This window comes from Weissella paramesenteroides (genome assembly GCF_036327715.1).
Lineage (GTDB): Bacteria > Bacillota > Bacilli > Lactobacillales > Lactobacillaceae > Weissella > Weissella paramesenteroides.
On sequence record NZ_CP130559.1, the window covers coordinates 1565718 to 1585119 of the forward strand.

The 19402-nt window shown below is 38.0% G+C and carries 18 protein-coding genes and 1 other annotated feature; of the genes, 2 read left to right on the plus strand and 16 right to left on the minus strand.

Going from position 1 to position 19402, the window contains the following annotated elements:
- Positions 1–42: 42 nt before the first annotated feature.
- Positions 43–867, minus strand: a complete 825-nt coding sequence (locus QRX23_RS07825) for an AraC family transcriptional regulator (protein ID WP_330155235.1) — start codon at positions 865–867, stop codon at positions 43–45.
- 75 nt (positions 868–942) lie between these two features.
- Entirely contained in the window at positions 943–3075 is a 2133-nt protein-coding gene (gene yicI / locus QRX23_RS07830; protein WP_330155236.1) for an alpha-xylosidase, read from the minus strand.
- A 460-nt stretch (positions 3076–3535) separates the two neighbouring features.
- Between yicI and QRX23_RS07835 the strand changes: the two genes are divergently transcribed.
- Entirely contained in the window at positions 3536–4924 is a 1389-nt protein-coding gene (locus QRX23_RS07835) for a glycoside-pentoside-hexuronide (GPH):cation symporter (protein ID WP_330155237.1), read from the plus strand.
- A gap of 148 nt (positions 4925–5072) precedes the next feature.
- Here QRX23_RS07835 and QRX23_RS07840 read toward each other — a convergent pair whose 3' ends face one another.
- The 7 genes from QRX23_RS07840 to QRX23_RS07870 all read right to left on the minus strand — a co-directional run bounded on the left by QRX23_RS07840 (position 5073) and on the right by QRX23_RS07870 (position 11433).
- Complete coding sequence (locus QRX23_RS07840) at positions 5073–7013, minus strand: DNA/RNA helicase domain-containing protein (RefSeq protein WP_330155238.1); 1941 nt, start codon at positions 7011–7013, stop codon at positions 5073–5075.
- Positions 7014–7169: 156 nt separating this feature from the next.
- Positions 7170–7562 (minus strand): 30S ribosomal protein S9, encoded by a 393-nt coding sequence (rpsI, locus tag QRX23_RS07845; RefSeq protein ID WP_002827907.1) that lies wholly within the window; start codon positions 7560–7562, stop codon positions 7170–7172.
- 25 nt (positions 7563–7587) lie between these two features.
- Positions 7588–8031, minus strand: a complete 444-nt coding sequence (gene rplM / locus QRX23_RS07850; RefSeq protein WP_002827909.1) for a 50S ribosomal protein L13 — start codon at positions 8029–8031, stop codon at positions 7588–7590.
- A gap of 157 nt (positions 8032–8188) precedes the next feature.
- Positions 8189–8938 (minus strand): tRNA pseudouridine(38-40) synthase TruA, encoded by a 750-nt coding sequence (gene truA, locus QRX23_RS07855; protein ID WP_140836375.1) that lies wholly within the window; start codon positions 8936–8938, stop codon positions 8189–8191.
- Positions 8939–8952: 14 nt separating this feature from the next.
- Positions 8953–9756 carry an energy-coupling factor transporter transmembrane component T family protein gene (locus QRX23_RS07860; RefSeq protein WP_330155239.1) on the minus strand — a complete coding sequence of 268 codons (804 nt, stop codon included), beginning with the start codon at positions 9754–9756 and terminating at the stop codon, positions 8953–8955.
- Complete coding sequence (locus QRX23_RS07865; protein WP_330155240.1) at positions 9749–10615, minus strand: energy-coupling factor transporter ATPase; 867 nt, start codon at positions 10613–10615, stop codon at positions 9749–9751. The genes QRX23_RS07860 and QRX23_RS07865 overlap by 8 nt, the downstream gene beginning before the upstream one ends.
- Positions 10591–11433 carry an energy-coupling factor ABC transporter ATP-binding protein gene (locus QRX23_RS07870; protein ID WP_330155241.1) on the minus strand — a complete coding sequence of 281 codons (843 nt, stop codon included), beginning with the start codon at positions 11431–11433 and terminating at the stop codon, positions 10591–10593. The genes QRX23_RS07865 and QRX23_RS07870 overlap by 25 nt, the downstream gene beginning before the upstream one ends.
- A 180-nt stretch (positions 11434–11613) precedes the next feature.
- Between QRX23_RS07870 and QRX23_RS07875 the strand changes: the two genes are divergently transcribed.
- The gene (locus tag QRX23_RS07875; protein ID WP_330155242.1) at positions 11614–12219 is read left to right on the plus strand and encodes a TrmH family RNA methyltransferase; all 606 of its coding nucleotides are present in this window, start codon (positions 11614–11616) and stop codon (positions 12217–12219) included.
- A 58-nt stretch (positions 12220–12277) separates the two neighbouring features.
- On the opposite strand, the gene QRX23_RS07880 is transcribed toward QRX23_RS07875, so the two are convergent.
- The 7 genes from QRX23_RS07880 to rplJ form a co-directional block, all read right to left on the minus strand.
- Positions 12278–13957 carry an NAD(P)/FAD-dependent oxidoreductase gene (locus QRX23_RS07880; RefSeq protein ID WP_330155243.1) on the minus strand — a complete coding sequence of 560 codons (1680 nt, stop codon included), beginning with the start codon at positions 13955–13957 and terminating at the stop codon, positions 12278–12280.
- 260 nt (positions 13958–14217) lie between these two features.
- Positions 14218–15162: a metal ABC transporter solute-binding protein, Zn/Mn family gene (locus QRX23_RS07885; RefSeq protein WP_330155244.1), complete on the minus strand. Its 945-nt coding sequence runs from the start codon at positions 15160–15162 to the stop codon at positions 14218–14220.
- Entirely contained in the window at positions 15146–16006 is an 861-nt protein-coding gene (locus QRX23_RS07890) for a metal ABC transporter permease (RefSeq protein ID WP_131473258.1), read from the minus strand. The genes QRX23_RS07885 and QRX23_RS07890 overlap by 17 nt, the downstream gene beginning before the upstream one ends.
- Before the next feature lies 1 nt (position 16007).
- Positions 16008–16742, minus strand: coding sequence for a metal ABC transporter ATP-binding protein (locus QRX23_RS07895; RefSeq protein WP_040760524.1), 735 nt, complete (start codon positions 16740–16742; stop codon positions 16008–16010).
- A gap of 411 nt (positions 16743–17153) precedes the next feature.
- Complete coding sequence (locus QRX23_RS07900) at positions 17154–18029, minus strand: serine hydrolase (RefSeq protein ID WP_330155245.1); 876 nt, start codon at positions 18027–18029, stop codon at positions 17154–17156.
- Positions 18030–18248: 219 nt separating this feature from the next.
- Entirely contained in the window at positions 18249–18614 is a 366-nt protein-coding gene (rplL, locus tag QRX23_RS07905; RefSeq protein WP_002827923.1) for a 50S ribosomal protein L7/L12, read from the minus strand.
- 88 nt (positions 18615–18702) lie between these two features.
- Positions 18703–19206, minus strand: a complete 504-nt coding sequence (gene rplJ / locus QRX23_RS07910; protein ID WP_330155246.1) for a 50S ribosomal protein L10 — start codon at positions 19204–19206, stop codon at positions 18703–18705.
- A 29-nt stretch (positions 19207–19235) separates the two neighbouring features.
- Positions 19236–19363 (minus strand) — a sequence feature (ribosomal protein L10 leader region).
- Positions 19364–19402: the final 39 nt, after the last annotated feature.

Consider the following 19402-nt stretch of genomic DNA (forward strand, 5'->3'; position numbering starts at 1 on the left):
ACTTTGTTCGCAAAATATGTCCATTACACATGTTTCAAAATCTTAAGATTGTTTACGAAGTTGAAAAGGTGTCAAACCATATTGTTCTTTAAATAATTGTGTACCTAACTTTATATTTGTAATGCCATTATCGTGAAAAATATCCTGAATCGTCTTCTTGGTTGTTAATACTTCATGATGAACAAAATTTAACCTAACACCATAGACATATCTTTTTAATGAAATACCTGATTGTTGTTTAAAGTATCTCGATAAATAATCAGGATGGTAGTGATATTTTTGGGCTAGACTACTAACAGTTAATTTTTCACGATAATTTTCATGAATATCTGCAAAAATCTCCTTGAGTCGATTATCTTCAACAATTTTTTCATTACTTTTTAAAACTGCATAATTCGTTATTAATTCATACATTGTCAGCATCAATAGTCCACTAAATTGTAATAAGTAACCTGCCTGTTTGGATTCATATACTCTGGTCATCTTTAATAACATGTTAACAACATCCTCGTACACTTTATCCTCTGATTGTTTATTAACATTTGGTACCTCAAATACTAGTTGATCACTATTTGTCCAAAATCTATTCAAATATTCAATTGGGATCTGTAAAACTAAAGACTTGTTCTCTGAATTTTTTGACGAATGAATAATTCCTGATCCAATCACAATGAATTGATTTTCAAATAATGTTATTGAATTACCATCATAGTAAAAAGTCACTTGTCCTTCCAACACAATAACTATTTCAATATGCACGTGCCAATGAACTGGCTTAAATCCAGCTGCTTCGTCTGATAAAAAAACTCGAACTCCTACATCGGCATTATCAGTAATGATTTCATGTTTTGATTGTTTCATACTCATTCAAACCACCCCAGATTAATTAAAAATAAAGGAATCCGCCTATCAAAATCGACAGACGGCTTTCCTATTTCAATATTAAACACGTTTCCATACTGGTAGAGCTAAATAGTCATAGTTTTCTGCAAACCATTGTCCATTTTCTCCTACCTCAATTTGACGACCATCTAGAACATGTTCCCACTTACCTGATGGCAAATAATAATCTACATCACCACTTTCACTCATAATCGGAGCAACTAAAATTTTACTTCCTAACATATATTGACGATCTAATGGCGCACAATTAGCATCCTCAGGAAATTCCATATACATCGGTCTCATTAATGGAATACCAGCTGCCACTGATTTTTTCGCTTCCGCATAAATATATGGCATTAAATCTTGCTTGAGATGTGTGAACCTACGAGTGACCTCAACCGCCTCTTCATCAAATAGCCAAGGAACTCGATATTGTACATTACCATGATAGCGAGAATGAGATGATAGTAGCCCAAATTGCGTCCATCTCTTATAAATAGAAGGTGAAGCATTCTCTTCAAAACCACCAATATCATGTGACCAAAAAGTAAATCCAGATGAAAGGAAACTTAAACCACCGCGTAGCGTATCTGCCATTGAGTGGAACTGTGACAGATTATCTCCACCCCAATGAACAGGAAATTGTTGACCACCAACAGTTGCCGCGCGTGCGAATACAACTGCCTCATCATCTCCTTTTTCTCGCTTAAGTAGATCAAACACTGCCTTATTATAGCGATGAGCATAATAATTATGCTCACCCTCTGCACTATTCCCATTATAGAATATAGCATCATGCATTGGGATACGCTCACCGAAATCTGTTTTGAAGCAATCCACACCCATATCCAGCAGCTTCTTTAATAAACCAGTATACCAAGTCACTGCTTCTGGATTTGTAAAATCAACCGTAGCCAGCCCTGGTTGCCATAAATCCCATTGCCAAACATTGCCATCAGCATGCTTAATAAAATATCCTTTTTCTTTTCCAACCTTGAATAGTGGTGATTTTTGCGAAATGTACGGATTAATCCAGACACATACTTTCAACCCCTTATCATGTAATCTTCTAATTAATCCTTCAGGATCAGGAAACTGTTCTTTATCCCATTCAAAATTACACCACTCAAATCCCTTCATCCAGAAACAATCAAAATGAAAAACAGATAATGGAATATCACGATCTAACATGCCATCTACGAACTTCATAACTGTTTCTTCAGAATAATCTGTAGTAAAGGATGTAGATAACCATAAACCAAATGTCCATTCAGGTGGTAATGTTGAACCACCAGTTAACTTATTATACTTTCCTACAACATCTTTAGGTGTATCTCCTGCTATAACATAGTATTCTAATGACTCACCACGAACAGAAAAGCTGACACGATCAACGACCTCACTGGCTACTTCAAAACTTGTTGGTCTGCTCTCATTAACAAAAACGCCATAATATGTTCCTGGATTCCCAGCTACACCAGGCTTTCCGGCAATATAGAATGGAATTGATTTATATGATTGCTCTGATCCTGTCCCACCATCTTGATTAATTATATTAATTGTTTGCCCATTTTTAACGAAAGCTCCAAAGCGTTCACCAAATCCATATACATTTGTGCCTGGTAATAAACTAAGTTGTTCACGCATAAAGTGATCTGCACATTTTACTTGTCCTTGAGGTAATAAACTTTGCGCTCCAATTACCGTGTTTGGATGCATTACCTCACCTAATTTTTGTCCACTCAGATCAGTAATAGAGGCTTGTGCCTTAAATTCAGAACCTGTAATACGTTTTCCTCTATAATTAAAATTAACATTAAACTTATTTTTCAAATTAATTTGAATTTCTAAATCTCCACTTGTTAACGTTGCATAATCATCCGAGACAGTTGACTCCACCTCTGTATTTGATGTCTTCAATTCATATAGTGGATCTTTTTTATCATCATCAAAATGTTTTAATTCCACTCCAATAATATCCTTACCTGGAGAAAATACAGAAATTGTTGAGTTTCCAACATCTAACATATCGCTTCGTGAATTAATTTCATGATAAGCAGCATATACTTTTAATTCATCCGATGAACGGCTACTTTCAGACTGATCTACCTTAACTGCTTCGTATACTTGTAGCGGTGAATTAATAATATATTGATCTTTTCCTAACCAATAACCATTTGAAAATTTCATAAGACTCCCCTTTTGTATCTGATACTAATAAACCAATGAATTTAATTGCATATAAGATTTTTTGAAAACGTTTTCATTATTTATGATAGATAACTTAATTATGACAAGCAACCACTTTTAGATCATCAATCAGAAAAAGCCAAATGAAAAGTAAGATTTATACCTTTTCTGTCGAATAACTATTTATTTACTAAAAAATCGTGTTATATCGTGGATTAATGAATAAAATAAATTACTTGTAAGCATTAAACAACCTGACTATTTTCAAAATTTTATAAAAAGGCACAAATCTGACCATTCACCTGGTCTTTTCTGATTGAAACCTTTTAATTAGTTGCCTGTACAAGACAAGTTATTTACTATAATTTATGAAAACGTTTTCAAAAGCTATTGTAATCAATTTTATAATTTAGAATTTTTCTAATTATCATAAAAAATGAGAGAATAAGAGGATTTTATTATGAAAGCACATGCTTCACGTGATTTAGGAAAAAATATGGTACCTTGGAAGGAGAGGTTCTCATACAGTTTAAGTGACTTTGCTTGTAATTTATCTTTTCAAATGGTGGGTACTTATTTGATGATCTTTTACACCGATACTTTTGGTATCAGTGCAGCAGCAGTAGGTACATTGTTTTTTGTCGCACGAATCATTGATGCAATTGATGGTCCATTCTGGGGAATTATGATTGACCATACACATACTAGATGGGGGAAAAGTAGACCTTATTGGTTATGGTTTGCAATTCCTTTTGCCATTTTCTGTGTTCTTGTATTTACAACACCAAATCTTGGTATTACAGGAAAAATAATTTGGGCATATATCACTTATATTGGTGTAGATGTACTTTATTCAGCAGTTAATATTCCAATCACTTCAATTTTGCCATCATTAACAACCAGTTCTCAAGAACGTGTAACACTATCTACAATTCGTCAATTTATGGGAACAGCTGGTGCAACAATCATAACTGGTATCACTTTAACAATGGTTGCCTTTTTTGGTAATGGATCGACAACTAGCTCACGTGGTTGGTTTATATGGGCATTAATTGTTGCTATCATTGTTGTCTTTTTGTTTTGGATTGTTTTCAAGAATACGAAAGAACGGGTACAGACAAAATCATCTAAACAATCACTACCAATTAAGGAATCACTAAGAGCATTAAAGCGTAACTGGCCATGGGCTATTGTTATTTTCATTAACTTTGTTTACTGGATGGGAATGCAAACACGCTCACAAGTAACGGTTTATTTCTTCAAATACAATATGCATAATGCTGGACTAGCATCATTTATTCTTAGTCTTCAAGCTGTTGCATTAATCGCAGTTGTTCTAACACCACTAACTTCACGTGCTATCGGTAAAAGAAACACAATGTTATTAGGAATGATTCTGGCAATTGTTGGGCAACTATTATTAAATGTTGGTGCTCATAACATGAGTGTTTCTATTATTGTCATCGCAACTATTATTGGATATTTAGGTACTGGTTACGTTTCAGGATTAATTGCCGTTATGTTGGCTGATGCCGTTGATTATGGCGAATGGATTAGTGGTGTACGTGCTGAAGGAATTGTTACTTCATTCTCGAGTTTCAGTGCTAAATTGGGTATGGGTATCGGTGGTGTTATTACTGGTTGGATCTTATCAACAACCGGATATGTCGCCAATCAAGCACAATCCGCCACAGCATTAAGGGGAATTGAAACAAGTTATATTTGGGTACCAATTATTGGATTTGCACTTTCAGCTATTTCGCTTCTATTCTATCGGGTTGATGGTCTAGAAGACAAAATGCAAAGCGACCTTTCTATTAAACATGCCAAAGAAAATGAACAAGATTAATACTTAAACATTATTAATTATAATAATTGTACTATAGCGTGAAATTTTTAATTTCACGCTTTTTTACATGTTTCTTTCAATAAAAAATGGTCGAGAATTTTGTTTAACACCTAATTCCCAGCCATTTTTATAATCAAATTTCAAAACTTTAACTATTTAACATCATTAACTTTTCTCTCAATTTGTCGTTCACCGCATAGACATACAATCCATGTACGCCACGTGTCAACAAAACATTCACAACATTCTTCAAATATTTTTTATTTTCTTCGTTATCATAGCTGCCATTAATTTTACGAATTTTTTGATGATCACATGATTTGTCAGCATCAATATCTAGTGAATTAGTTTCTTCATTCCATATTATTGACGGACCTAAAATCACACCAACATAGTTCAGGTCAATGCCTTGTACAGTAAAGTCACTACCAATTTCACCAATACTCATATCAATTTCCTGCCAAGGTATTTGTTTAGCCTGTGCTACTTGTACTTCCGGAAGTTCTAAATTCCATGGTAAAGTTTCATTACCAAACTCAACATACCAGTATTTATCATTATTTTTGGGTCTTGAACCTTGTGAATACTGCCAATCATAGGTCGCCACTAATCGACTTAATCCAAACTGATCATTTTTCGATTCAATTTCATGTCTAAAATCACTAGCATCTTCAAAAAAGCGAATGTCATATGCACCGTCTTCGGGTGGTGTGACCATTGAATTTCCACTGAAATGTGCAAAATTCTCAATCCATTTTAAAGTAGCCGGATTGGCTTCAATTCGCCATTGTTCATTCAAGTTTACTGTAAGTGTATTTTTACCATTCACAATTTCAAGCAATTCTGGATTATCATCAATTTTTGCACGTGCTGAAACCAGTTGGTTTGGATCATAAATTAAAACTAAGGTATTCGCTAATTTATGCAATGCCATTAAATCTGGTTCCCACTTAGCTTTATTGATACGACCATAGTTTCCACTCCACAGTAAATGTGCCTCGTCAACTAATACTACATCCGTTTTTATCCCCTTTGTAATGAATGTCGATACATCCATGACCGCATCTTTGCCCATGTTTAGCTTCTTTGCAATTTGTTCATATGTACGACGTTGTTGTTCATGTCTCACCAATAAAACTACAGATGACTGATGTGTAGTTTTTCCACCTGCTTCTACAACTTCATATGGGTCTTTCCATATATCATAAAATAGTTGTGACATTAATACTGTTTTACCTGATCCTGCTAATCCTTGAATTTTAATAACTTCATGTTGATTATCTTCCGATAATGTCTGCGCAATTTTATCTGAAATTATATTCTTCGCCTCTTGTTGTTTCGTACTCAACGTCTTAAAAGGACTATTAGCGAACAATGCAGAGTTGCGAACTTCCTCTAAACTTGATACAACATCTTTCTTCTCTAGTTGATTCCAAATTTCGGGAAAAATCCCTTCTCTATAAGCATTACGCTCATAGAAGTCTATGGATAAACCATTATTACGACCATTATAAATTTTTATAAATTTCTTATCACCCAATAATGAATCCATAAACATTTGTTCCAACTCTAGGGTGGCAGATTTATTAAACTTTGGATGACCAATGATATATAATTCTTCTTTATCATCATCAGCATCATTTTTAATTGCGTTCAATTTATCATTTTTTGCATTCAAGTGTTCATTGGTTCTTCTAATAATTGAGCTAGCTTCACCAACATATGCTAGTTGATTGACTCTACTAGTGTATTTGTCCTGCTTTTTTCCCACACCTAAATAAAGTGTTGGAAATTTTGTCAATACTATTTCCCCTTCAGTATACTTAAACTCATCTATTCCTTTCTTAGAATAATCAATAGACTCTATTCTTAAATTATTATTATCCAAAAAGCCAAACACTGTTAAAATTTCTTTTGCATCAAATTTCAATAGTTTAAAATATTGTGTCAATAAACTATTTGGAATACTTCTTTTGTTATTTTCCCAATTCTGCACAGCTTGTCGTGTAACATTTAATCTATGTGCAACATCTTCTTGTGTAAGACCGATTTTTTCTCGTTTTTCTTTTATTAATTTATGTAGTTCCATAACTTAATTATCCCAAAACAAAAAAATATACAAAGCAACAAATTGTTGCTTTGTATATTCACTCAATTGCAAAAAACTCCCAAGTCGGCAAAACCAACTTGGGAGTCATTTTTGTATTCGGATCTTTGACAATCCAACAAAGTGTAATAGTAAATATTAACGCTTTGAGAATTGTGAAGCCTTACGAGCTTTCTTAAGACCTGGCTTCTTACGTTCCTTCTTACGAGGGTCACGAGTAAGTAGACCAGCCTTCTTCAATGAAGCGCGGAAGTCAGGATCAACAGTCAATAGGGCACGGGCGATACCGTGACGGATTGCACCAGCTTGACCTGAGAAACCACCACCATCAACGTTAACCAAAACATCGTAGTTTCCTAGAGTTTCAGTAACGTTAAATGGTTGCACCATAACCTCACGCAAGTTAGCGAAAGGAATGTATTGTTCTGCTGAACGACCATTGATCGTGATAGCACCGTTACCAGGTACCAAACGTACACGAGCAACAGAGTTCTTACGACGGCCAGTTCCAGAGTATTGTACTTGAGCCATGATTAAACTATTCTCCTTTCGTTAATTAAATAAGGTTGGTGATATCCAACACTTCAGGGTTTTGAGCTGCGTGTGTGTGCTCTGAACCAGCAAACACGTGTAGCTTCAAAGCTTGTTGGTGACCAAGAGTACCCTTTGGCAACATACCTTGAACTGAAAGTTCGATCAAACGTTGTGGGTTCTTCTCGCGCAAGTCACCTGCTTGACGCATCTTCAAACCACCTGGGTGATTTGAGTGGTGGTAATAGATCTTGTCAGTGGCCTTCTTACCAGTCAAAGCAACCTTACCAGCGTTGATAACGATAACGTTATCACCAGTGTCGATGTTTGGTGTGTAAGTTGGCTTGTTCTTACCACGTAAGATTGATGCTACGACAGTTGACAAACGTCCCAATGCAATATCAGTTGCATCAACGACGTACCACTTGCGATCGATCTCACCTGGCTTTGCCATATAAGTTGTACGCATGGAAAATTTCCTCCAGTTTTCTGTTTGTTTACTTTACCAATAATTAAAAAGTCGTACCAGGACATTCCCATTTGTGGTTGGTAAACAATACCGAGTTCTATCTTATCCTGTTTTACAGGAATAGTCAATGAAATGTCCTTGACAACTTGATGTTTTTTTAATATTTAACATCCATTAAATATAATCCTTGGGCTGGGGCCGTAAATTGCGCTTGTTGTCGGTCTTTTACTTCAAATAAACGCTTGATATCATCTACTGGACGCACCCCATTACCAATCTCTAACAAGACGCCGACCATGATACGAATTTGGTTATATAAAAAGCCATTCCCTGAGAATTCAAACCATATTTCTTCTTCCTCAGGTTTAACCCACATTTTTGCAGAATAAACCGTGCGCACCGTTGTTTTTTGTTGATAACCAGAAGCCACAAAGCTTAACCAATCATGCTCACCAACATAATCACCGATGGCTTGCTGCATCAGTTCTGGATTTAAACGGCGATGCCAATGACCCGTATAATTACGCTTAAATGGGTCAATATACTCACTCGTTGAAAAGCGATAAAAATAGGTTTTATCATGAGCATTAAACTGGGCATGGAAGTCATCACTGACCTTCTCAACTTTTTTAATACCAATATCGTAAGGCAGCATCGTTGATAGCCCCTTTCGAACGGCGTCAGCTGGAATATCAAATGGCAAATCAAAATGTGCCACTTGCCCCTTTGCGTGCACGCGAGCATCCGTCCGACCAGAACCTTGCACACGAATATGTTCGGCTGGATTCTTAGCCATTTTATTGACCACTAATTCCATTTCTGCCTGCACAGTCCGCTTATTAGGTTGTACTTGCCAACCAAAAAAATCAGTCCCATCATAAGCAATGGTTGCTTTATAACGTGGCATGTTTTAAATCCTTTCTACATCATCCAACGCGTTGCAATCAATGCAATCGTGAAGATAACAAATCCAATCATGGCAACAGTATCTTGGGTATGCCAAGTTAAGATACGATACTTTGTTCGATGGTCACCACCACGATAACCACGTGCTTCCATCGCATCCCCCAACTCAATAGCACGCTTAATGGCGTTCACAAATAAAGGAATCAACAAGGGCACAAATGATTTAATACGTGCCATAAGACTACCCTCATTAAACCGCACACCACGTGCTCGTTGTGCATTCATAATACTCTGAGCCTCATCCATTAACGTTGGGACGAAACGTAGCGCAATCGATAGCATCAAAGCTAATTCAGAAACTGGTAAGCCCAATTTCTTAAACGGCTTCAATAAACTCTCCATTCCGTCAGCAACGGCTAATGGCTGAGTCGTTAATGTCAAAATCGTTGAAAACATGATAATCAACATGAAACGAACAAACACGACAATACTATTGATTACACCATCAGTTGTGATGGTGATAAATGCCCAGTGCACCAAGACATCCCCAGTCTGAACAAAGAACAGTTGGAGTAATGTCGTAATGAACATCAATAAGACAAGTGGGCGTAACCCACGTAAGAAGACACCAATGCCTAGTCCCGTCATCATAATTGCCAGCAATGTAAAGACCGCTGCTAGTGCATAACCAATGACATTGTTCGCAAAGAAAACAACAAAGATGAACGCAATACTTAGTACCAATTTAGTACGCGCATCTAGCCGATGGATCCATGAGTTACCTGGCATATAGCGACCAATAATCATATTACTAAACATGATCCACCTCCCCATTTAATCGGGCAGCTAATTGATCAACCAATTGATTGATGTCTAACACATCATGTAATTGAACACCTTTTTCTGCCAAGGCATCCGCAAACTGTTTAGCTGCGGGTACATCTAACTGCTTTTCATGTAACCAATTTTCATCAGCAAAAATGGTAGCTGGTGAACCTGATTTAACAACCGTCCCATGTTCAAAGACCACCACATGATCAGCATATTGGGCAACATATTCCATTTGATGCGTAATCAGTACCACCGTAATTTGTCGTTCTTTTTGTAAATCAGTAAACAAAGTCATTAATTCACGTTGTCCTTGTGGGTCCAGACCCGCTGTTGGTTCATCTAGAATCAATAAATCTGGTTCCATGGCAATGACACCCGCAATTGCCACACGACGCATTTGACCACCTGATAATTCAAATGGTGAACGTTCATACAAATCGGCTGAAATACCGACTTTTTCTAAAGCAACTTTGGCAGCTGCCCGTGCCACTTTATCTGATGCCCCAAAATTTTTAGGCCCAAACATCACATCTTTAATGACTGTTTGTTCAAACAGCTGCGCTTCTGGGAACTGAAAGACTAAGCCAATATGTGCACGCAATTCATTGAGTTCTTTTAATTTTGTCTCAGCGGTCACAACTTGATTACCCATAGTGATTTTACCAGTTGTTGGCAAAACTAATCCATCAAGGTGTTGCACCATTGTCGATTTACCAGAACCCGTGTGACCAATCACAGCTGTAAATTTACCATCTGGAATTTCAAACGAAACATCATGCAGACCTGGTGTCGCGAACGGTGTATTTGGTTGGTAGGTAAAACCTACTTGGTCAAAATTGATTGCCATAACCACGTTACCAGCCCTTCCGTTGTCAAATATTCATTAGGGACGCTAATTCCCCGTACCCGTAGTTGTTCCTTTAACTGTTCAGCGAATGGTACTGCCAGCCCAAAACGTCGTAATTGATCTGCATTCGCAAAGATTTCTTCTGGTACACCTGTTTCCATAAGTTCACCATCATTGATAACCATGACACGATCAGCACTTGCTGCTTCATCAATATCATGGGTAATCGAAATAACCGTTAAGTCATCCCCCATACGTGCTTTCAATTCATGGACTAATGCAATCATCTCACGACGCCCTGTTGGATCTAACATAGCCGTTGCTTCGTCTAAAATTAAAATTTTAGGTTGTAAGGCCAACACTGATGCAATCGCCACGCGTTGCTTTTGCCCACCTGACAAGCGAGCTGGCTCACGATCAGCAAATGGCGCCATCTGCACTTCGGCTAAGGCAGCATCCACCCGTTTAATCATTTCATCACGTGGTACGCCACGATTTTCCATACCGAATGCCACATCATCTGCCACCGTAGCGCCCACAAACTGGTTATCGGGATTTTGAAAAACCATCCCAACCATGTCACGGATCGTCCACATATTTTCCTCAGTGGCAACAACATCATTCACTTTAATTTCACCCTCAGTTGGTGCTAGTAAGTAATTTAATAATTTTGCAAAAGTTGATTTACCGGATCCATTATGACCGATAATCGCAACCCACTCACCTTTATTGATTGTTAATGATAAATCACGTAAGGCAGGTACGTCACTATTTGGATATGCGTAAGTCACATGCGACAACGATATAATTGGCGTCATGTCCGCGCCTCCTTTTTATTTTCTCATACCTATAATCATAACAAATTACTAGTCAATATGCTTTGAAATGTTCAATTTCATCTTATTTTATCAGCCATAACCAAGTTTGACACGGTGCACACCCCCCGATAGAATTAAACTATTAATTCTGGTCGATGGGCTAGTTAATGAGGAGCAACTATGTCAGATATTGATTTAACACGTTCAGCTGATTATCGTAACGTGACTGATTTTTATAAAGGCAAAACTGATGATGAGATTCGGGCATCATTAGATATGCATCGTGGTGAGATGATTTCCATTATGCAAAATCTTAGCCATGATTTTAACAAGGCGTCTGCCGTTCGTAACAGCAATGCCTTTGGTATGCGCAAGTTAATTTTTTTGAATCCCGAAAACCCAGCAATTCCAGATGCAACAGAAGGTATCAAAAAATGGGATCGACGTGGCTCATTAGGTACGCAAAACTACGAACATATCGAACATCACCGCATTATTGATTATCCAGCCATTTTTGAGCAACTTCATCAAGAGGGTTACACGATTTACGCCGTGGACAATACCCTTGGTTATGACCCACAGTCGCTGTATGATATGCACTTCCCAGCTAAATCAGCCTTTCTATTTGGTGAAGAAAAGCTCGGTTTGGCTGACGACCTGATCAATGCAGCTGATGCAATGGTGTATATTCCACAATATGGCAGCGTGCGCTCAATCAATGTTGGTGTCGCTCATGGTGTCATTGCTGCTTTCTATGCATCACAGCATCAGCCAAAATTGTCATAAACAAAAAAATTACTGGTGACTTTTAATAAAGTCATCAGTAATTTTTATTTTTAACAGATTACTTGTGCATGTCGTTATAGTGTGACTTTGCTTTACCATACCATGATGCACCTAGTGAACGCTCTAGGAATGGTGTTACCCAGTAGTCTAATCCGATTGTACGTCCGGCACCATTCATTAAGGCAAGTGAGGCAAATGGAATCAACAAGGCAGCTACCGTCACACCGGTACCAGCAAAGACCATTACCAAACCAAAGATGAATCCAACGAATGCGGCGATTGATGTTAGGAAACCAAAGACAAGTAACCAACCAACGATCGTTGCAATCATCCCAGCACCACCACCAAGGGTTGCACCTAATGAAATCCAAGTAATTCCCATGACGATACGCAAAGGCACTGACCACAAAACGTTTCCGACACGTGACGTCCAACCAAAGAATGGGTTACGTCCATTTGGTGTACGGAAGAATTCATCCAATGTGTATTGGAACATGTGGTACCCACTTGAGATTTGCATGAAGAAGTAGAAGTTGATAATGTGCTTGAACATGTTAGCGATAAAGCCAGTTACAGACCAACCATCCTTACCAATCTTCATATTACCAAGTTGTTGTACAACACCAACCGTGTAGTGTGAACCGATTGAAACGGCATATCCTTGGTAGTGACCCTTAAACTCATGACGCTCACCAGTTTGACCAGTTACATCGTAAACGACGTTTGGTACAACAGTGTTAGCGGCTGATTCTCCACCTTCAACTGTTTGTGGTGTCCAACCGGCACGAGGATTATTAGGATCTGCAAGTGCAGGCTCTTGATAAGCTGCCACGTCACCCGCAACATAGATGTCTTCTTCACCCAAAGCACGTGAGTACTCGTCGGCTAGGAAACGACCACCAGGGCCTTGTTGCAATCCCCACTTAGCACCTTGTGGCTTAGCCTTAACACCGGCTGTCCAAACCAAAGTCTCAGTTGGTACCTCTGTACCATCCTTCAATAGTGCGGCATGCTCCTTAACCTCAACAACACCAGCTGACTTACGCAACTTGATGCCGTGGTTGATCATGTATTGCTCACCCTTGTCGGCTAGCTTACGATCTGACAACATATTCAAAATTGTTGGCACAGCTTCGATAACTTCCAACTTAATTTCTGATTCATCCAAGTTGTTTGCACGAGCTAATTCACGACGTTGTTCAATCAGTTCACCAGCTAATTCAACACCAGTAAATCCTGATCCGACAACAGCAATTGTCAACTTTGCCTCACGTAATGCTGGGTCAGTCTCCATCGCTCCTTCACGGATAACTTCTTCGATGTGTGCACGTAATTTAACAGCTTCTTCAAATGACCATAGCGTGTAACCATACTCTTCAACACCAGGCGTACCAAATGTATTTGTCGTACCACCAGTTGCGATAACCAATTTCTCATAAGTGAATTCACCTTCAGATGTCTTGATTACCTTTGCTGACTTGTCGATGTCCTCAACATTAGCCGTCACGATTTTCACATTTGATTGGTGCTTAAATAATGTTCCCAAATCAAATTGCACGTGCTTTGGCTCGACACGCTTCGTTGCAACTTCATGTAACTCTGTCATGTAAGTCATAAATGAGTGACGATCAATCAATACGATTTGATAGTCGGTGTTCTTTAGTCTTTTAGCCAATTTACGCGCAGTGAATACACCGGAAAAGCCGGCCCCTACTACAACGATGTTCTTGCTAGCCATATTAAATCTCCTCAATAAAAATTCCTACAAAACCAATAAATTAATAAGTCCAATGATACATTGTATCGTTGAATACCCGCTTTGTAAACCTAGTTACCCAGAATGTTAACCGGATAGCTAATTTTCTCACAATTCCATTATAACAATTTTTCTGGAAAAGAATCACAAATATGTCACAAATATCGTACAGTTATTCAAGTAAACAAAAAAACACATTAACTAGTTTAAAAACCTAATTAATGCGTCTATTACTTATTGATTTATTTTGCTAACATACCGTCATGAATTTTGTCGATATTCCACTTAACCATGTCGTAGTATGTGTCACCTTGCGTACCCTTCTTAGCCAATGAATCCGTATAAATTTTTGAATAAATTGGCAACTTTGTTTCCTTTGATACTTGCTTCATTGACTTGGGTGAAACTGAACTTTCAACAAACAATGACTTAACGTCTGACTGATCAATCTTAGCTAGTACTTGTTTCATCTGTTCAGGTGTACCTTGTGCTTCAGTGTTGATTTCCCAAATAAATGCTGGTGTAATCCCGTATGCTTTCGAGAAATATTTAAAGGCACCTTCTGATGTCACTAATAAGCGTTGCTTTTCTGGGATATCTGCAAACTTACTTTGTGCTTCTTTATGCAATTTTGCTAACTTTTCAACATATGCATCTGTCCGCTTTTGATATGCTTTTGCGTGCTTTGGATCCTTATCTTGTAGCACACCACTAATCATATTGACATACTTTATCCCATTGTTAAGATCTAACCAGGCATGCGGGTCAGTTTCATTTTCCTTGCCAGATTCAGTCAAATACATTGGTTTTACATGTTTTGAAGCAGCAAATACTTCTTTATCATCACGCTTATTAGCTGTCTTGGTTAACTTACTGAACCAGCCGCTTCCCCCGGTCTCTAGATTCAACCCATTATGGAATAATACGTCTGCTTCGGTTGCTGCCGCAATGTCATCAGTCGTTGGATCATACTCGTGCGGGTCTGTGCCACGTTTAACAATACTGTAAACTTGAACATGCTTACCACCAACTTGTTCAACCATATCTTCTAAAATAGAATTTGTTGTCACGACCCGCAACTGCTCGCTGGCAGTTGACTTTTGTTCACCACGGCCATTGACGAAGAAAAAAATACCGCCACCGACAACTAGTAAAGTAACGATAACAATACTAAGCTTTTTTAACATTTTTAACTCCTAACTTGGCAAGAATACCTTGCTTTGGGGCAACAACAAATGAAACCAAAAAGATAATGGCTGCGACTAACACAATTGCTGGACCAGATGCCCAATTCATTGTGTATGACAGATATAACCCAACGATTGAAGCTAAGGCACCAACACCAGAAGAGACAAATAACATGTGTACCAAACGATTTGTCCATAGGAACGCCGTAGCAGCTGGTGTGATTAACATTGCAACAATTAGAATGATACCAACTGTTTGTAAAGCTGATACGGTTACTAATGTCAAAATAATCATTAAACCATAGTGAATAATACTCGTATTCAAACCGTATGATTTTGCAAATACTTCATCAAATGAGGTAATTTGCAACTCTTTAAATAAGACGAAAATAAAAATGATAACAATCGCCAAAACAATAAATGTTGACAATAGATCTGAATCAGAAACTGCCAAAACATTCCCGAATAAAATATGATGCAAGTTTGTTGATGATTCTGCCATTGAAATTAGAATAAATCCTAATGCAAAAAATGCTGAAAAAACAATCCCAATAGCCGTGTCATTCTTTAGCTTACTATTTGAAGCAACAAAACCAATCAATAATGCTGCAATAACACCAAACGTTGTTGCACCAATCATCAGGTTGACACCCAACATGTAAGCAACGGCCACTCCAGGTAAGACAGAATGAGAAATCGCATCACCCATTAATGACATACCACGTAAAATAATAAAACTGCCAATGATTCCTGACATAATACCAACCATAATGGCCGCCATCAGCGCACTTTGTAGGAAGTTATAATGTCCTAATGCATGCAAAAATTCAATAATACTTTTCATATTAAGCACCTGCAATCTTATTGAAGAGCACGGCACTTAAATCAGCAGAAAACGCACGTGTCATATTCTCCTGAGTGTATACCGTTGAGACGGGACCATGAGCAATCACACCATGATTCATAATCAATAATTCATCAAAGTAGGCAGCCACTTTGTTTAAATCGTGATGCACAACGATAATTGTTTTACCTGCATTACGCCAGCCACGTAAAACATTCATAATTTCTTCTTCAGATTTCATATCAATACCGACAAATGGTTCGTCGAGAATCACAACATCAGCTTGTTGAACGATTGCTCGCGCAACAAAGACACGCTGTAATTGACCACCTGATAATTCACCAATTTGACGATTTTTAAATTCGACTAAATTGACTTGTTTTAAAGCATCAATTGCCAATTCCCTTTCTTTTCGACCAGGGCTTTTGAATAATCCTAACTTGCCATACGTGCCCGTTAAAACCACCTCAAAAACACTGATAGGAAATGTTAAATCAAGTGCCGCACGTTGCTCAACATAAGCAATTTTTTGACGCACTCGATTAATGGGTGTCCCACTTAAAGTAGCATTACCAGAGCGGCGGACTAATCCCAGAGCACCCTTGATTAAGGTTGACTTACCAGCGCCATTTGGTCCAATTATCCCTGTAATTTTCCCTGATGCAAAATTAACAGATAAATCTGTGAATACTGGTACATTGCTGTAAGCGACGGTTAAGTCGTTGATTTGCAGCATAAATATATCTCCTGATTCATAAAATATTTTCGTTGTTTTAAAAATATATTTTTCTTAAAACAACTTATTCATCATAATAAATTTCATAAAACTAATCAATATATTTTCTTAAATGAAAAATAACTGTAAAGACATCTCAACTTTGTAAATTTTGTTGCACAAGAAAGAGCGTGACAAAAGTTGTTTTGGAGCCGGTGTGTAACGTGATTTGCGCTATTTTTGGCCGTAGCAAAGCGGAGGACAGGAATAGCGCAAATCACGTTACATTGAGGCTTCAGACTTTTGGAACGCGTTTATGCTATCAAACTTTCATGCTGATAATTAATACATTTTTTGCAAAAAAAGATTGGAACAATTTCCTTTGTTCCAATCTCCTTATGAAATTAAAATATATTGAAAAGAAACAAATCCTTATTTTGCTAATTCACGATAGGTTTGTTTTGATAACTTTTCGATTAAATTAATCCCATCTTCTTCTATATCACTACCATTCGTCAAGACAGCAATGACATAATCCGCTTGCTTGTTTTTAATGTGCCCAATACTATTAACGATCCATCCATCATCATCTGGTAACCAACCATTTTTTAAGGCCATCTTCGCATCAGATGGTACACCAGCAGTAATTCCCCAACGTTGACTAGGTTCTACCTGACTCATCAACTTCTGCGCGAACTGTTGCGAATTTGATGACAAAATATTACTTCGATAGAAAATATTACGTAACAAGGTTACCTGATCAGGAGCTGTTGTTGTTGAGCTACCCCAGGCTGCAACATCCATTTTAGAATCATTCATTGATAAGGCATTAAATAAATCATCAGGCGCAGCATAACCACCCATTTGATATAACAAATTTGTCGTTGCGTCATTGTCACTATCTTCAATCATAGCTGTGGCTAATGTTTGCTGATCGTCTGTCAATGTCTCATTAGCAGCTTCGTGCTGACTTAATAGGTTCGCCAAAACAGACACCTTCACAACGCTTGCTGTCGGAAAGGTATCTTGATTGCTATCACGCAATGTTATCAACTGCTTATGTTTTTGATCATAAACAGCAATATCGACGTTAACTTTTTCTCCCTTTAATGATTTTTGCCATGATTGTGTGAGATTTTTTTTATAATCAATTTTTTTCATCTTAGGTGTAATGGTTCTCATAATTTCTTTATGATGTGGCCACACGATAGCAATAATACCAACAGTAAAAATTGCTGCAATGGCCAGTGATAACCACTTCATCTTTTTCTTCTTAGGGTTTTCTTCACGCGAGCGTAACCCTCTCATATTTTTATTATTCATATCTAATAGTATACGACAACATTCAGTAAACAGTGTTAACCAATTGTCTTATATTCTTGGCAATTATGTCATGTATGTATCAAAACCGTTTGCTATTAGTAACGTCATATCACTTTCAAACCAAATTTACTTACAATACAAAAAAGCTACTTGTATACACAAGTAGCTTTTTTAAGTCATTTCTGACTGCTAAACCGAATAAAATTACTTTACAGTAACTGCGGCACCAGCTTCTTCAAGCTTTGCCTTCAATTCGTTAGCGTCGTCTTCTGAAAGACCTTCCTTGATGATTGAAGGTGCATCGTCAACAAGACCCTTAGCGTCCTTCAAGCCCAAACCAGTTGCTTCACGAACTGCCTTGATAACCTTAACCTTAGCAGTACCTGCTGAAGTCAACTCAACGTCGAATTCAGTCTTAGCAGCGGCGTCACCACCAGCTGCACCAGCAGCTGCAACAGGGGCAGCAGCTGAAACACCAAATTCTTCTTCGATAGCTGAAACCAAGTCAGCCAAGTCCATGATCGTAGCTTCCTTCAATGAAGCGATGATTGAATCCTTATCAAATGCCATGATAAATAATCTCCTCTTAATATTTGCTTTTTGCAATTTTAATTTTGGGCAATGCCCGATAGTTTAAGCTGTGAATCTAAGCGATTGCTTAGGCTTCAGCTTCTCCCTTTGCGTCTGATACAGCTTTAACTGCATAGGCAAAGTTGCGAACAGGTGCTTGCAATGTTGACAACAACATTGATAGCAAACCGTCGCGGTCTGGCAATGAAGCGTACTTATTGATTTCGTCAATAGATACGATATTACCATCGATGAATCCACCCTTGATTTCCAAGGCGTCGATATCATCAGCATACTTCTTCAAAACACGGGCAGGTGCGATTGCATCGTCGGCTGAAAAGGCAACAGCTGAAGGACCAGCAAATAGGTCGTTCAACTCTGACAAATCAGCAGCTTCTGCGGCGCGAGTCAAGACTTTGTTCTTGATAACACGTAGCTCAACACCTTCTCCACGTAATTCAGCACGCAACTTGTTTGATTCCTCAACAGTCAAGCCACGAACGTCAGCAACAACGGCAGACGTTGCGTTCTTGAACTTGTCAGCAACTTCGGCAACTTGTTGTGCTTTAACAGCAATGGTTGCTTCACTCATGGTATAATGTTCCTCCTGTTTAGATTTTGATTCTTACCAAAAGACCCCCAGTACATACTGCACCGGGGGTCAAAAGTCGCTTTCGCGTTTTTTCACTTCCTCGGCGGGATATTGAGTCTTACGACACCTGCGTCTTAGGTAGAATCGATTTATTACTTCAACTACTTTAACAGGTAGTCGAGGAAGTGTCAACAGA